Annotated in this window: 11 protein-coding genes; 5 read left to right on the forward strand and 6 right to left on the reverse strand. The window is 67.4% G+C overall.

Annotation, left to right across the window (positions count from 1 at the left end):
* Positions 1–272: 272 nt before the first annotated feature.
* The 6 genes from BBX35_RS03310 to BBX35_RS03335 all read right to left on the reverse strand — a co-directional run bounded on the left by BBX35_RS03310 (position 273) and on the right by BBX35_RS03335 (position 4860).
* Positions 273–653: a YkvA family protein gene (locus tag BBX35_RS03310; protein WP_067215979.1), complete on the reverse strand. Its 381-nt coding sequence runs from the start codon at positions 651–653 to the stop codon at positions 273–275.
* 10 nt (positions 654–663) lie between these two features.
* Positions 664–1839: an isovaleryl-CoA dehydrogenase gene (locus BBX35_RS03315; protein ID WP_067215982.1), complete on the reverse strand. Its 1176-nt coding sequence runs from the start codon at positions 1837–1839 to the stop codon at positions 664–666.
* A gap of 39 nt (positions 1840–1878) precedes the next feature.
* Positions 1879–2346, reverse strand: coding sequence for a GNAT family N-acetyltransferase (locus tag BBX35_RS03320; protein WP_067215983.1), 468 nt, complete (start codon positions 2344–2346; stop codon positions 1879–1881).
* Positions 2339–2812 carry a PaaI family thioesterase gene (locus BBX35_RS03325; protein ID WP_067215986.1) on the reverse strand — a complete coding sequence of 158 codons (474 nt, stop codon included), beginning with the start codon at positions 2810–2812 and terminating at the stop codon, positions 2339–2341. The genes BBX35_RS03320 and BBX35_RS03325 overlap by 8 nt, the downstream gene beginning before the upstream one ends.
* Positions 2813–2867: 55 nt before the next feature.
* Positions 2868–3299, reverse strand: coding sequence for a MerR family transcriptional regulator (locus BBX35_RS03330; protein ID WP_067215989.1), 432 nt, complete (start codon positions 3297–3299; stop codon positions 2868–2870).
* A 136-nt stretch (positions 3300–3435) separates the two neighbouring features.
* Complete coding sequence (locus BBX35_RS03335; protein WP_067215991.1) at positions 3436–4860, reverse strand: helix-turn-helix domain-containing protein; 1425 nt, start codon at positions 4858–4860, stop codon at positions 3436–3438.
* A 228-nt stretch (positions 4861–5088) separates the two neighbouring features.
* On the opposite strand from BBX35_RS03335, the gene BBX35_RS03340 reads away from it, so the two are divergent.
* The 5 genes from BBX35_RS03340 (at position 5089) to topA (ending at position 14492) form a co-directional block, all read left to right on the forward strand.
* A complete protein-coding gene (locus BBX35_RS03340; RefSeq protein WP_067215994.1) occupies positions 5089–5652 on the forward strand; it encodes a biotin transporter BioY in 564 nt (187 codons plus the stop codon).
* Between the two features lie 75 nt (positions 5653–5727).
* On the forward strand, positions 5728–7260 hold the full coding sequence (locus BBX35_RS03345; RefSeq protein WP_067215996.1) for an acyl-CoA carboxylase subunit beta: 1533 nt from the start codon (positions 5728–5730) through the stop codon (positions 7258–7260).
* A 34-nt stretch (positions 7261–7294) separates the two neighbouring features.
* Positions 7295–9325 (forward strand): acetyl-CoA carboxylase biotin carboxylase subunit, encoded by a 2031-nt coding sequence (locus BBX35_RS03350; RefSeq protein WP_067215998.1) that lies wholly within the window; start codon positions 7295–7297, stop codon positions 9323–9325.
* 9 nt (positions 9326–9334) lie between these two features.
* Entirely contained in the window at positions 9335–11482 is a 2148-nt protein-coding gene (gene scpA, locus BBX35_RS03355; protein WP_067216001.1) for a methylmalonyl-CoA mutase, read from the forward strand.
* A 286-nt stretch (positions 11483–11768) separates the two neighbouring features.
* On the forward strand, positions 11769–14492 hold the full coding sequence (gene topA / locus BBX35_RS03360; RefSeq protein WP_067216004.1) for a type I DNA topoisomerase: 2724 nt from the start codon (positions 11769–11771) through the stop codon (positions 14490–14492).
* Positions 14493–14556: the final 64 nt, after the last annotated feature.

Consider the following 14556-nt stretch of genomic DNA (forward strand, 5'->3'; position numbering starts at 1 on the left):
TTACTGGATCCCGGTCTTCGGCTCCGCCGAAACCGGGATGACAGGATGAGCCTCGTCGCACGGCGGGAGTTGGGATGTTCCTGAGCGCCTTCGCGAGAGCCTCGCTCCCCGGCGAAAGGGAGGCGCCCTCTCCTCCGCCCCGCAACACCTGCAGGACTCCCCTAGCTCCGCAACAGCTGCAGGACTCCCCCAGCCCCGCAGCAGCTGCAGCCGCCCAGCCCCGCAACACCTGTAGGCCTCTCCCCAGCCCCGCAGCAGCTGCAGGACGACCCTTAGCTCCGCAACAGCAGCAGGAGATGGCGGCCCGCCCAAATCGCCAGGGCGAGCCACAGACAGACGATCACCGCGCCGGCAATCCAGTTGCGCTTGCGCGGCCGGGCATCGTCAACCTGATCGCGGGCGCGGGCGAGCACCTCGTCCGGCATCAGCCGCAGCACCAGCCAGAGGCCGACGGGAACGAGGATCAGATCGTCGAGCAGTCCGAGAACCGGAATGAAGTCGGGGATGAGGTCGACCGGCGACAGGGCGTAGGCGACGACGATGGCGGCGAGAAGCCGGGCGACCAGCGGCGCCTGCGGATCGCGCAAGGCGATGGCCAGCACGGCGATGTCCCGCTTCAGCTGCCGCGCCCATTCAACCAGACGCGGCAGCATCGCCCTGCCCTTACGCGGTCTTGTTGAAGATCTCGCGGCCGATCAGCATGCGGCGGATCTCCGAGGTGCCGGCGCCGATCTCGTAGAGCTTGGCATCGCGCAGCAGCCGGCCGGTCGGGTATTCGTTGATATAGCCGTTGCCGCCGAGCAGCTGGATCGCGTCGAGGGCGATCTTCGTCGCGTTCTCCGCCGCGTAGAGGATGGCGCCGGCAGCGTCCTCGCGCGTGGTCTCGCCCCGGTCGCAGGACTGGGCCACCGCATAGACATAGGCGCGGGTGGCGTTCATCGAGACATACATGTCGGCGATCTTGCCCTGGACGAGCTGGAAGGTGCCAATCGGCTGGTCGAACTGCTTGCGCTCGTGGATGTAGGGAATGACCACGTCCATCGCCGCCTGCATGATGCCGATACAGCCGGCCGCCAGCACCGCGCGCTCGTAGTCGAGGCCGGACATCAGCACGTTGACGCCCTTGCCGACCTCGCCGAGCACGTTCTCCTCCGGCACCTCGCAATCCTCGAACACCAGCTCGCCGGTGAGCGAGCCGCGCATGCCGAGCTTGTCGAGCTTCTGGGCGACGGAGAAGCCCTTGAAGTTCTTCTCGATGAGGAAGGCGGTAATGCCCTTGGGGCCGGCGGACGGATCGGTCTTGGCATAGACGATCATCGTGTCGGCATCCGGACCGTTGGTGATCCACATCTTGGTGCCGTTGAGGATGTAGCGGTCGCCGCGCTTGTCGGCGCGCAGCTTCATCGACACGACGTCGGAACCGGCGCCCGGCTCCGACATTGCCAGCGCGCCGAGATGCTCGCCGGTGATCAGCTTGGCCAGATAGCGCTGCTTCTGTGCATCCGTGCCCCAGCGGCGCAGCTGGTTGACGCAGAGATTGGAATGGGCGCCGTAGGACAGGCCGATGGAGGCGGAGGCGCGGCTGACCTCTTCCATGGCGATGCAATGCTCGAGATAGCCGAGACCCGAGCCGCCCCACTCCTCCTCCACCGTGATGCCGTGCAGGCCGAGTTCGCCCATGGCCGGCCACAGCTCCTCGCGCGGGAACCAGTCCTCGCGATCGATGCGGTCGGCGAGCGGGGCGATGGTGTCCTGCGAGAAGGAGCGGACGCTGTCGCGCAGCATGTCGGCGGTGTCGCCGAGGTTGAAGTTGAAGCCGGGGAAGTCGTTGCGGATCATGGGTCTGTCTCCGGAATTTGGCAGGCGGCGCGCGGCGCCTCAGTCCTGCGAAAACACGTGGTCGTAGCGCACGAAGGGGCTCAGCACCGCGACCTGGTCATAGAGCCGGCGGGCGCGGGCATTGTCGTCATGGGTCTGCCAGTAGACGGAGCGGCAGCCACGCCGGCGGGCCGCCGCATAGACGCCCTCGATCAACGCGCGCCCGACGCCGCCGCCGCGCAGGGTCTCGTCGACATAAAGGTCTTCGAGGTAGCAGGTCGGCTCGACGGACCAGGTGGTCTCGTGCACCACATAGTGCACGAAGCCGACAAGGCGCCCGCCGCGCTCGGCGACCAGCCCGTCATGGGCGCCGTCGCCGGAAATCCGCGCGAAGACGGCATCGGTGACGCCGGCGGGCAGCTCCTGCTTGTAGAAGGCGAGATAGGCCGCCCAGAGCCCGTCCCAAGCCGCGCGGTCGGACGGCTCCAGCCGGCGGATGACGGTCTGCCCGGCTCCAGCGTCAGTCATTCAGCCCCTCCAGCGCGATCATGGTGAAAAGCCCGGTGGCGATGTGGATGTCCTCCTCGCCCGGCGTCTGGCCGTAGACGTCGGACGCGGTGACGGTGAGCGTGCGACCCGGCTTGATGACCCGCCCGCGGGCAACGAGACGCGCGCCCCGGCCGGGGTTCAAGAGGTTCATCTTGAACTCGGTCGTCAGAACGCCGAAGCCCTTCGGATAGAGCGAGAGGGCCGCGTAGCCGGCGGCCGTATCGGCCAGCGTGGTGGTGACGCCGGCATGGAAATAGCCGTGCTGCTGCACAAGACCGCCCGCAAAGGCCACGGCAAGGTCGACCTCGCCCGGCGCCAGCCGGTCGATGGTGGCGCCCAGCGTTTCGGTCATGAAGGCCTGGCGCGCAAAGCTCGCCGCGACCCGGTCCTGCCAGTCGGGGTCGCGCGGCTCGAACCGCCGCACCTTCTCTGCTGATTGCGTCATCCCATCCTCCCGTCGATGGCCCGCGTCCTGCACGAGAAGCAGGCGCGGGCTCGTGTCATGTCTTTGCGGCCTTGGTCGCCGCAGCGGCGGCGGAAAACAGGTCGCTCATCGGCCCGAGCTCGCCGAGCCTGGCGCGGGCGCCGCGCTCCACCTCGTCGAGCTCTGCCAGCGTCAGGTCGATGTCGTGACGCTTGGCCATCAGCTCCGACCGCCGCCCCTCGATGCGCTGGAGCAGCAGCTGGAGCTGGCCCGCCTCGCCCGGCGACTTGTCGTACATCGTGATGATGTCGCGGATCTCCGCGAGGGTGAAGCCGAGCCGCTTGCCGCGCAGGATCAGCTTCAGCCGCGTCCGGTCGCCGGGCTTGTAGAGCCTCTGGCGCCCGCGCCGCGTCGGCTTGAGGAAGCCCTCCGCCTCGTAGAAGCGCAAGGTGCGTGTCGTCACGCCGAATTCCTGCGTCAGCTGGGTGATGGTGTAATAGGGCTGCATGGCCTCCTCCGCAGAAAACCCTGCATGACGTTTACGTTCCAGTCAACAGGATATATTTCTGTCATTTAATACAAGGATTTATGCTGAAATAATTTCAGCATGAAACGAAATCCGCATGCCGCGCCGAGGCAAGGCGTCAGCGGATCGCGTAGGGCACCAGCCGGCGGTCGTCGCTGTCGATGGAGATCGCCCGGTTGAGCGGCGGCACGGAGCGCTGCGGACAGGTGAGCCGCTCGCAGATGCGGCAGGAGACGCCGATGGGCTCGAACGCCGCCTCGCGGGTGAGGTCGAGATCGTCGCAATAGACGATGTCGCGCGCATGGGCGATCTCCGCGCCCAGCGCGATGGCATAGTGCAGCACCGGGCCGCTGTAGCCGCCGGACTTCTTCACGACATGGGCGGCGAGCGAGATGTAGCGCGAGCCGTCCGGCGTCTCGGCGAGCTGACGGATGATCGCCCCGTGGCTCTCGAAGGCGCGATGGACGTTCCACAAGGGACAGGCGGCGCCGAAGCGGGCGAACTGCAGTTTGGTCGCCGAATGGCGCTTGGTGATGTTGCCGGCCCTATCGACCCGGGCAAAGAAGAAGGGAATGCCCTTCAGCCGCGGCCGCTGCATGGTGGAGAGGCGATGCGCCACCTGCTCCAGGCTGGCGCCGAACCGGTCGGCGATGAGGTCGAGATCGTGGCGGGTCTCCTGCGCGGCCGACAGGAAGGCACGATAGGGCAGCACCAGGCCGCCGGCATAGGCATTGGCAAGGCCGATGCGCGCGACCTGCGCCGCATCCGAGGTCTGGAACCGCGCCCGCGCCACCACCGCCTCGACGATGTCGCCGGCCTCCAGCAGCGCGATCTGGTGGGCGAGCTGGAAGACGATGGTGGATTCGGGCAGCGCCTCGTTGAGATAGAGCCGGCGCTGCTCCCGGTCGAAGCGGCGGATGGCGCCCTCCCCCGAACCGCCGCCCGTGCCGGCGCGCCGACGCTCGACGGCGATGCCGTGTCGCTCCTCCAGATATTGCGCAAGGTCGCGGGCAAAGATCCGCCCCGAGGGCGACAGGCGCGTCGCCAGTTCCTCGGCGGCAAGGTCCAGCTCGTGGATGTAGTTGTTCTCGAAATGGAAGAAGTCGCGCACTTCCTCGTAAGGGGTCGGGCGCGCCAGCCCCTCGTCGCGGGCCAGCCGGTCGTCGAACTGGGCCAGCTGCTCGCCCATCTGGCGATAGGCCTGGTGCAGGCGCACCAGCGCATGGGCGAAGTCCGGCGCGTTCTGGCTCACCATCTTGAAATCCTGCAGGCCGGGCGCCGCGCCCGCCAGCACCGGATCGGCGAAGACCTCCTGCAGGGCGGCGATCAGCCGGTCGTCGTCGTCGACCGAGAGCGAGGCAAGGTCGAGGCCGAACCGCTCCGACAGGGTGAGCAGGACCGGCGCGGAGACCGGGCGCTGGTTGTTCTCCAGCTGGTTGACATAGCTGGTCGACAGGCCGAGCCGTTCGGCGAAATCCCGTTGCGTCAACTGGGCCTTCTCGCGCAGGCTGCGGATCTGGCGGCCGAGGAACAGCTTTTTCATGGCACGCCCTTCATGGCGGGGGTCCCGCTGGAGATGTTTGCAAATTCGCAAACTGAAGTTTGCAAACAGATTAAATTCGCTTTGCGGCTTTTTCAACTCTCCCGCTGCCGGGCGAAAAGGAGTAGCGAAAAGGCAATGCGCCGCATGCCCGAAACGTCATGCGGCCGAAGACACGAAGGCCCGCGGCAGACCGGCACGGCCCGCCCGCGGCATCCAGGAGGAAACGCCATGTCCGGCAACTTCGCCGCCACCACCACGCCCCGCAGCCTCGCCCGCTCGCTTGCCATCGCGCTGGCCGGCTCGCTGCTGCTGACGGCCTCGGCCAAGGTCAGCGTGCCGTTCTACCCGGTGCCGATGACCATGCAGACGATGGCGCTCCTGGTGCTGGGCTTCACGCTCGGCCCGCGCCTCGCCGCGGCGGCCGTCGCCGCCTACCTGCTGCAGGGCGCGGCCGGCCTGCCGGTCTTCGCCGACACGCCCGCCAAGGGCATCGGCCTTGCCTACATGATGGGCCCGACCGGCGGCTTCCTCCTCGGCTTCCTCGCCTCGGCCTGGCTTGCCGGCGTCTTCGCCGAGCGCGGCTGGACCCGCAGCCTGTGGCAGGCGATCCCGGCCTCGCTCGTCGCGCAGGCCGTCGTCTTCGTCCCCGGCCTGCTGTGGCTCGGCGCGGTCATCGGCTTCGACAAGCCGATCCTCGCACTGGGGCTTTATCCCTTCGTTATCGGCGGTATCGTGAAGTCGGTGCTCGCCGCCGCCATCGCCGTCGCGCTGGTGCGTGCCCGCACCCGCTGATCGCCCGCAAACGCTGATCGTCAGGCGCTGCCCGCATACCAGAGCGCAGCGCCACCAGAGCCCGAAAGGCCGGCCATGCAGGAAATTTTGCAGGAACTGGAAAACCGCCGCGCCGCCGCCCGTCTTGCGGGCGGCACGCGCCGCATCGAGGCGCAGCATGCCAAGGGCAAGCTGACGGCGCGCGAACGCGTCGAGATCTTCCTCGATGAAGGCTCGTTCGAGGAATACGACATGTTCGTCACCCACCGCTGCGTGGATTTCGGCATGCAGGACACCTCGATGCCGGGCGACGGCGTCATCACCGGCTGGGGCACGGTGAACGGGCGCATGGTCTACGTGTTCTCGCAGGACTTCACCGTGTTCGGCGGCTCGCTGTCCGAGACCCATGCCCAGAAGATCTGCAAGATCATGGACATGGCGATGAAGAACGGCGCCCCCGTGATCGGGCTCAACGACAGCGGCGGCGCCCGCATCCAGGAAGGCGTCGCTTCGCTCGCCGGCTATGCCGACGTCTTCCAGCGCAACATCATGGCCTCGGGCGTGGTGCCGCAGATCTCCATGATCATGGGCCCTTGCGCGGGCGGCGCGGTCTACTCGCCGGCAATGACCGACTTCATCTTCATGGTCCGCGACACGTCCTACATGTTCGTCACCGGCCCGGATGTGGTGAAGACGGTGACCAACGAGGTGGTGACGGCCGAGGAGCTGGGAGGCGCCAAGACCCACACCAGCAAGTCCTCGGTCGCGGACGGCGCCTTCGACAACGACGTGGAGGCGCTGATCGCCCTGCGCCGCTTCATCGACTTCCTGCCCTCCAGCAACCGCGAGAAGCCGCCGGTGCGTCCGTTCTTCGACGACCCGGCGCGCATCGACAATTCGCTCGACACGCTGATCCCGGACAACCCGAACAAGCCCTACGACATGAAGGAGCTGATCGTGAAGATCGCCGACGAGGGCGACTTCTTCGAGCTCCAGGAGAACTATGCCGGCAACATCGTCACCGGCTTCATCCGCATCGAGGGGCAGACGGTCGGCGTCGTCGCCAACCAGCCGATGGTGCTGGCCGGCGTGCTCGACATCAACTCCTCGCGCAAGGCCGCGCGCTTCGTGCGCTTCTGCGACTGCTTCAACATCCCGATCCTGACGCTGGTCGACGTACCCGGCTTCCTGCCCGGCACCAGCCAGGAATATGGCGGCGTCATCAAGCACGGCGCCAAGCTGCTCTTCGCCTATGGCGAGGCGACGGTCCCGAAGGTCACCGTCATCACCCGCAAGGCCTATGGCGGCGCCTATGACGTGATGTCGTCCAAGCATATCCGCGGCGACATCAACTACGCCTGGCCGACGGCCGAGATCGCAGTGATGGGCGCCAAGGGCGCAACCGAGATCCTCTACCGCTCCGAACTGGGCGACCCGGAGAAGATCGCCGCGCGCACCAAGGAATACGAGGATCGCTTCGCCAACCCGTTCGTGGCGGCGGAGAAGGGCTTCATCGACGACGTGATCATGCCGCACTCGACCCGCCGGCGGGTCGCACGGGCGCTGGCGACGCTGCGCAACAAGCAGCTCTCCAACCCCTGGAAGAAGCACGACAACATTCCGCTGTGATGCGCGCAGACCCACGAACGGGACCGACAGAACAATGATCAAGAAAATCCTGATCGCCAATCGCGGCGAGATCGCCTGCCGGGTCATCAAGACCGCGCGCAAGATGGGCATCCAGACCGTCGCCGTCTATTCCGACGCCGACCGCGACGCGCTGCATGTGAAGATGGCCGACGAGGCGATCCATATCGGCCCGCCGCCGGCGAACCAGTCCTACATCGTCATCGACAAGATCATGGACGCGATCCGCGCGTCCGGCGCCGATGCGGTGCATCCGGGCTACGGCTTCCTGTCGGAGCGCGCCGAATTCGCCGAGCGGCTGGCCAAGGAGGGCGTTGCCTTCATCGGCCCGCCGGCCTCGGCCATCGAGGCGATGGGCGACAAGATCACATCCAAGAAGCTGGCGGCGGAAGCCGGCGTTTCCACCGTGCCGGGCTACATGGGCCTGATCGCGGACGCGGACGAGGCGGTGAAGATCTCCGGCGAGATCGGCTATCCGGTGATGATCAAGGCCTCCGCCGGCGGCGGCGGCAAGGGCATGCGCATCGCCTGGAACGACGCGGAGGCGCGCGAGGGCTTCCAGTCGTCGAAGAACGAGGCGGCCAATTCCTTCGGCGACGACCGCATCTTCATCGAGAAATTCGTCACCCAGCCGCGCCATATCGAGATCCAGGTGCTGGCCGACAGCCACGGCAACACGATCTATTTGGGCGAGCGCGAATGCTCGATCCAGCGCCGCAACCAGAAGGTCATCGAGGAGGCGCCTTCCCCCTTCCTCGACGAGGCGACCCGCAAGGCCATGGGCGAACAGGCGGTGGCGCTGGCGAAGGCCGTGAACTACGCCTCGGCCGGCACGGTCGAGTTCATCGTCGACGGCGACCGCAACTTCTACTTCCTGGAGATGAACACCCGCCTGCAGGTGGAGCATCCGGTGACCGAGCTGATCACCGGCATCGACCTCGTCGAGCAGATGATCCGCGTCGCCGCCGGCGAAAAGCTTTCGATCACGCAGGACGACGTGAAGCTGAACGGCTGGGCGATGGAAAGCCGGCTCTATGCCGAGGATCCCTATCGCAACTTCCTGCCCTCCATCGGCCGGCTGACCCGCTACCGCCCGCCGCAGGAAGGCACCCGCGAGGACGGCACCGTCGTGCGCAACGATACCGGCGTCTTCGAGGGCGGCGAGATCTCGATGTTCTACGACCCGATGATCGCCAAGCTGTGCACCTGGGCGCCGAAGCGCATCGAGGCCATCGACGCCATGGGCGACGCGCTCGACCGGTTCGAGGTGGAAGGCATCGGCCACAACCTGCCCTTCCTCTCCGCCGTGATGGACCACCCGCGCTTCCGCAGCGGCGCCATCACCACCGCCTTCATCGCCGAGGAATATCCGGAAGGCTTTGCCGGCGTGACGCCGGAGGCCGGCGCGCTTGAAGACCTTGTCGCGATCGCCGCGGCCTGCAACCATGTGTCGGAGACACGGGCAACGCAGATCAGCGGCGCCATGGACAACCACCGCCGCGTGGTCGGGCCGAACTGGACCATCGTGGTGGAGCGCGAGGAGTTTCCGGTCGCGATCACCGAAAACGGCGACGGCAGCTACACGGTCGCGCCGCGCGAGGGCGAGGACGGCACGGCGCTGTCCGCCCCGCGCAAGGTCGCGCTCGGCGACTGGAAGCCGGGCACGCCCCTGATCGAGGCCAGTGTCGACGGCCGGTCGTTGGCGGTGAAGGTCGACCCGACGCTGCAGGGCGTGCGCCTGCGCCAGCGCGGCGCCGAGGTGGTGCTGTCCTGCCTCACCCCGCGCCAGGCAATGGCCGCGCGGCTGATGCCGGAGAAGATCCCGGCCGACACCTCGAAGATGCTGCTGTGCCCGATGCCGGGCCTGGTGGTGTCCATCGCGGTGGAGCAGGGCCAGACCGTCGAGGCGGGCCAGACGCTCGCCACGGTGGAAGCGATGAAGATGGAGAACGTGCTGAAGGCCGAGCGCAAGGGCGTGGTCAAGACCATCGCCGCCAAGCCGGGCGACAGCCTCGCCGTCGACGAGATCATCATGGAATTCGAATAGGAGCGGGTCATGACCGAGAAGAAGACCGTTCGCGACTGGATGGACCTGGCCTCGAAGGAGCTCAAGGGCAGCGATCCGCAGGACCTCGTCTGGCAGACGCCGGAAGGCATCCCGGTCAAGCCGCTCTACACCGAGGAAGACCTGGAAGGGATCGGGCACCTGGGCACCCTGCCCGGCTTCGAGCCCTTCCTGCGCGGGCCCCGCGCGACGATGTATGCCGGCCGTCCCTGGACGATCCGGCAGTATGCGGGCTTCTCCACGGCGGAGGAATCCAACGCCTTCTACCGCAAGGCGCTGGCCGCCGGGCAGCAGGGCGTTTCGGTCGCCTTCGACCTTGCCACCCATCGCGGCTATGACAGCGATCATCCGCGCGTCGTCGGCGATGTCGGCAAGGCGGGCGTCGCCATCGACAGCGTCGAGGACATGAAGATCCTGTTCGACGGCATCCCGCTGGAGCAGATCTCCGTCTCCATGACCATGAACGGCGCGGTGATCCCGATCCTCGCCAATTTCATCGTCGCGGGCGAGGAACAGGGCGTGCCGCGGGCGAAGCTCTCGGGGACCATCCAGAACGACATCCTCAAGGAGTTCATGGTCCGCAACACCTACATCTACCCGCCCGAGCCCTCGATGCGGATCATCGCCGACATCATCGAGTACACGGCGAAGGAGATGCCGAAGTTCAACTCCATCTCGATTTCCGGCTACCACATGCAGGAAGCCGGGGCGACGCTGGTGCAGGAGCTGGCCTTCACGCTGGCGGACGGGCGCGAATATGTGCGTGCCGCGCTGAAGAAGGGGCTCGACGTCGACGCCTTCGCCGGGCGCCTGTCGTTCTTCTTCGCCATCGGCATGAACTTCTTCATGGAGGCGGCGAAGCTGCGCGCCGCGCGCCTGCTGTGGTCGCGCATCATGACGGAGTTCCAGCCGAAGAAGGCCTCCTCCCTGATGCTGCGCACCCACTGCCAGACCTCCGGCGTGTCGCTGCAGGAGCAGGACCCGTACAACAACATCGTGCGCACCGCCTTCGAGGCGATGTCGGCGGCGCTCGGCGGCACCCAGTCGCTGCACACCAACTCCTTCGACGAGGCCATCGCCCTGCCGACGGAGTTTTCCGCCCGCATCGCCCGCAACACCCAGCTGATCCTGCAGCACGAGACGGGCGTCACCAAGGTCGTCGACCCGCTCGCCGGCTCCTACTACGTGGAGAGCCTGACCAACGAGCTGGCCACCCGCGCCTGGGAGATCATCGAGCGCATCGAGGCCGAGGGCGGCATGACAGCGGCCGTCGACAAGGGCCTGCCCAAGCGGATGATCGAGGAGGCCGCGACCCGTCGCCAGGCCGCCGTCGACCGCGGCGACGAGGTGATCGTCGGCGTCAACAAGTTCCGCCTGGAGAACGAGGACGACATCGAGATCCTCGACATCGACAACAAGGCGGTGCGGGAGTCCCAGATCGCCCGCATCGAGCGCACGCGGCGCCAGCGCGATCCCCAGCGCGCGCAGGAGACCCTCGACGCGCTGCGCGAGGTCGCCCGCACGGGCCAGGGCAACATCCTGGAAGCGGCCGTGGAAGCGGCCCGCGCCCGCGCCACGCTCGGCGAGATTTCCGATGCGCTGCGCGAAGCGTTCGGCGACCACGAGGCAGTGCCCAAGGTGGTGCGCCAGGTCTACGGCCCGGCCTATGAGGGCGAGCCGGAATACGAGACGCTGGTGCAGCGGCTCTCCGACTTCGCCTCCTCGCTCGGCGAGACGCCGCGCGTGCTCGTCGCCAAGCTCGGACAGGACGGCCACGACCGCGGCGCCAAGGTGATCGCCTCGGCCTTCGGCGACATCGGCTTCGACGTGATCGCCGGCCCGCTGTTCCAGACGCCGGAAGAAGCGGCCGACCTTGCGGTGAAGAACAAGGTGCATGTGGTGGGCATGTCTTCTCTCGCCGCCGGCCACAAAACGCTGGCCCCGCAGCTGGTCGAAGCGCTGAAGGCGCGCGGCGCCTCCGACGTCATCGTCGTGGTGGGCGGCGTGATCCCGCGTCAGGACTACCAGTTCCTCAAGGATGCGGGCGTCTCGGCGATCTTCGGACCCGGCTCCAACGTGCTCGACGCCGCCCGTTCGGTGCTCGACCTGATCGCCGGCCGCCGCCGCAACGTGGCGTAACCATCGGGCAAGGCGGGCCTTTCCGGCCCGCCTTGCCGCCTGGCTCAGGGCGCGCAGCATGGTGCGCCGACTGCCGGAAAGACCGGCGCAAGACCCCTTCCCGTCTCATCCCTTCGCAGCAATCGCGCGGCGATTTCCGCGGCGACCCTTGACCCGCCCTGCCGGAAAGGTCATTTGACAGCGGCCATGCATTTGGGGGATCGTCCCGCGTCAGTCGCGCAGACAGTATCCGCTGCAAGGCGCCGTCCGAACGGGTCGGCGCACCCGTTTTCCTGTTTGGGGTCTCATGAATATCGTCATTGTGGAATCGCCGGCCAAGGCCAAGACCATCAACAAGTATCTTGGCCCGGACTATCAGGTCCTCGCCTCCTACGGCCATGTCCGCGACCTGCCCCCCAAGGACGGTTCCGTGCTGCCCGACGAAGATTTCGCGATGACCTGGGATGTCGATGCGAAGTCCCAGAAGCGCCTCAACGACATCGTCCGCGCCGTCAAGGATGCCGACCGCCTGATCCTCGCGACTGACCCCGACCGCGAAGGCGAGGCGATTTCCTGGCATGTGCTCGAGGTGCTGCGGCAAAAGAAGGCGCTGAAGGACAAGCCGGTCCAGCGCGTCGTCTTCAACGCCATCACCAAGAAGTCCGTGCTCGACGCGATGGCCAACCCGCGCGAGCTCGACGAGCCGCTGGTCGATGCCTATCTGGCCCGCCGCGCGCTGGACTACCTCGTCGGCTTCACCCTGTCGCCGGTGCTGTGGCGCAAGCTGCCGGGCGCTCGCTCGGCCGGCCGCGTGCAGTCGGTCGCCCTGCGTCTCGTCTGCGACCGCGAGGCGGAGATCGAGCGCTTCGTGCGCCAGGAATACTGGTCGGTGCTGGCCAACCTGACGACGGCGGGCGGCGCGACCTTCCAGGCGCGCATCGCCGCCTTCGAGGGCAAGAAGCTCGGCCGCCTCGACATCGCCAACGAGGAGCAGGCGAACAAGATCGCCTCCTTCCTGCGCGCTGCCTCGCTGAAGGTCGCGAGCGTGGAATCGAAGCCGCAGCGCCGTCACCCGGCCGCACCCTTCACCACCTCGACGCTGCAGCAGGAAGCCTCGCGCAAATACGGCTTCGCCGCCGCCCGCACCATGCAGATCGCCCAGAAGCTGTATGAAGGCGCCGATATCGGCGGCGAGACCGTCGGTCTCATCACCTACATGCGTACCGACGGCGTCCAGATCGCCGGCGAGGCCATCGCCTCCGCCCGCAAGGTGATCGGCAAGGACTACGGCGACAACTACGTGCCGGAAAAGCCGCGCCACTACTCCTCCAAGGCGAAGAACGCCCAGGAGGCGCACGAGGCGATCCGCCCGACCGACCTGACCCGCCGCCCGCGGGACGTCGCCCGCTATCTCGACCCCGATGCCGCCCGGCTCTACGAGCTGGTGTGGAAGCGTACCATCGCCTCGCAGATGGAATCCGCGGTGCTGGAGCGCACCACGGTCGATATCGACGCCAGCGGCACCGGCGGCCCGGCCACCCTGCGCGCCACCGGTTCGGTCGTGCGCTTCGACGGCTTCCTCGCCCTCTACCAGGAGGGCCGCGACGACGAGGAGGACGAGGACGCCCGCCGCCTGCCGGCAATGACCGAGGGCGAGAAGGTGGAGCGCCAGTCCATCGAGACCGCACAGCACTTCACCGAGCCCCCTGCCCGCTTCACCGAGGCGACGCTCGTCAAGAAGATGGAAGAGCTCGGCATCGGCCGTCCCTCGACCTATGCCTCGACGCTGCAGACCCTGCGCGACCGCGACTATGTGAAGCTCGACGGCAAGCGCCTCGTCCCGGAAGACAAGGGCCGGCTCGTCACCGCGTTCCTGGAAAGCTTCTTCAACCGCTACGTGGAGTACGACTTCACGGCGGCGCTGGAGGAAAAGCTCGACCGCATCTCGGCCGGCGAACTGTCGTGGAAGGACGTTTTGCGCGATTTCTGGAAGGATTTCTCCGGCTCGGTGCACGACACCAAGGACCTGCGCGTATCGGAGGTTCTGGAAGCGCTGAACGAGATGCTGGCCGCCCACGTCTTCCCCGACACGGGCAATGGCGAGGATCCGCGCAAGTGCCCGGTCTGCGGCGCCGGCCGCCTGTCGCTGAAGGTCAGCCGCTTCGGTGCCTTCGTCGGCTGCTCGAACTACGACAAGGACAAGCTGGAGGGGAAGGTTCCCAACGAGAACCCGCCCCATTGCGGCTACACGCGCCAGCTCTCGGCGGGCGGCGGCGAGGACGGCGATGCGGAAATCGCCGACGGTCCGAAGCTGCTCGGCCAGGACCCGGAGACCGGTCTCGACGTGACGCTGCGCTCGGGCCGCTTCGGCCCCTATGTCCAGCTCGGCGAGGAAGCCAAGCCCAAGCGCGCCTCGCTGCCGCGCGGCTGGCAGGTCGCCGACATGGATCTCGACAAGGCGCTGCAGCTCCTGTCGCTGCCGCGCGAGGTCGGCCCGCATCCCGAAGACGGCAAGATGATCTCCGCCGGCATCGGCCGCTACGGCCCGTTCGTGCTGCATGACGGCACCTATGCCAATCTGGAAAGCGCCGACGAGGTGTTCTCCGTCGGCATCAACCGCGCGGTCGACGCGCTGGCCCAGAAGCGGGCGAAGTCCTCGCGCGGACGCGCCGGGGCCGCCCCGCTGAAGGAGCTCGGCGAGCATCCGGACGGCGGGCCGATCACCGTGCAGGACGGGCGCTACGGGCCTTACGTGAAGTGGGCGAAGGTCAACGCCACCCTGCCCAAGGGCAAGGACCCGATGGCGGTGACGCTGGAAGAGGCGATCGAGATCGTCAACGCCAAGGCCGGCGCGTCGGGCAAGGGCGCGAAGAAGGCTGCGCCCAAGAAGGCTCCGGCGAAGAAGGCCGCCGCCAAGGAGCCCGCCGCCAAGAAGACGGCTGCGAAGAAGCCGGCCGCCAAGAAGCCTGCCGCGAAGAAAACGGCGACGAAGGCCAAGAAGGCGGACGCCGCCGCGGATGGCGCCGCTTGACCACCAAGGGGCCGAAACGTCCGCGCACGGCGAAAAAGGGCGAGAAGACCAAGGGCGCGGCGGA

The organism is Stappia indica, from assembly GCF_001696535.1.
GTDB lineage: Bacteria > Pseudomonadota > Alphaproteobacteria > Rhizobiales > Stappiaceae > Stappia > Stappia indica.

Excerpts from the sequence above, each read along its gene's own strand:
- BBX35_RS03310 (WP_067215979.1), bottom strand. The coding sequence starts at position 653 with ATGCTGCCGCGTCTGGTTGAATGGGCGCGGCAGCTGAAGCGGGACATC.
- BBX35_RS03315 (WP_067215982.1), bottom strand. The coding sequence starts at position 1,839 with ATGATCCGCAACGACTTCCCCGGCTTCAACTTCAACCTCGGCGACACC.
- BBX35_RS03320 (WP_067215983.1), bottom strand. The coding sequence starts at position 2,346 with ATGACTGACGCTGGAGCCGGGCAGACCGTCATCCGCCGGCTGGAGCCG.
- BBX35_RS03325 (WP_067215986.1), bottom strand. The coding sequence starts at position 2,812 with ATGACGCAATCAGCAGAGAAGGTGCGGCGGTTCGAGCCGCGCGACCCC.
- BBX35_RS03330 (WP_067215989.1), bottom strand. The coding sequence starts at position 3,299 with ATGCAGCCCTATTACACCATCACCCAGCTGACGCAGGAATTCGGCGTG.
- BBX35_RS03335 (WP_067215991.1), bottom strand. The coding sequence starts at position 4,860 with ATGAAAAAGCTGTTCCTCGGCCGCCAGATCCGCAGCCTGCGCGAGAAG.
- BBX35_RS03340 (WP_067215994.1), top strand. The coding sequence starts at position 5,089 with ATGTCCGGCAACTTCGCCGCCACCACCACGCCCCGCAGCCTCGCCCGC.
- BBX35_RS03345 (WP_067215996.1), top strand. The coding sequence starts at position 5,728 with ATGCAGGAAATTTTGCAGGAACTGGAAAACCGCCGCGCCGCCGCCCGT.
- BBX35_RS03350 (WP_067215998.1), top strand. The coding sequence starts at position 7,295 with ATGATCAAGAAAATCCTGATCGCCAATCGCGGCGAGATCGCCTGCCGG.
- scpA (WP_067216001.1), top strand. The coding sequence starts at position 9,335 with ATGACCGAGAAGAAGACCGTTCGCGACTGGATGGACCTGGCCTCGAAG.
- topA (WP_067216004.1), top strand. The coding sequence starts at position 11,769 with ATGAATATCGTCATTGTGGAATCGCCGGCCAAGGCCAAGACCATCAAC.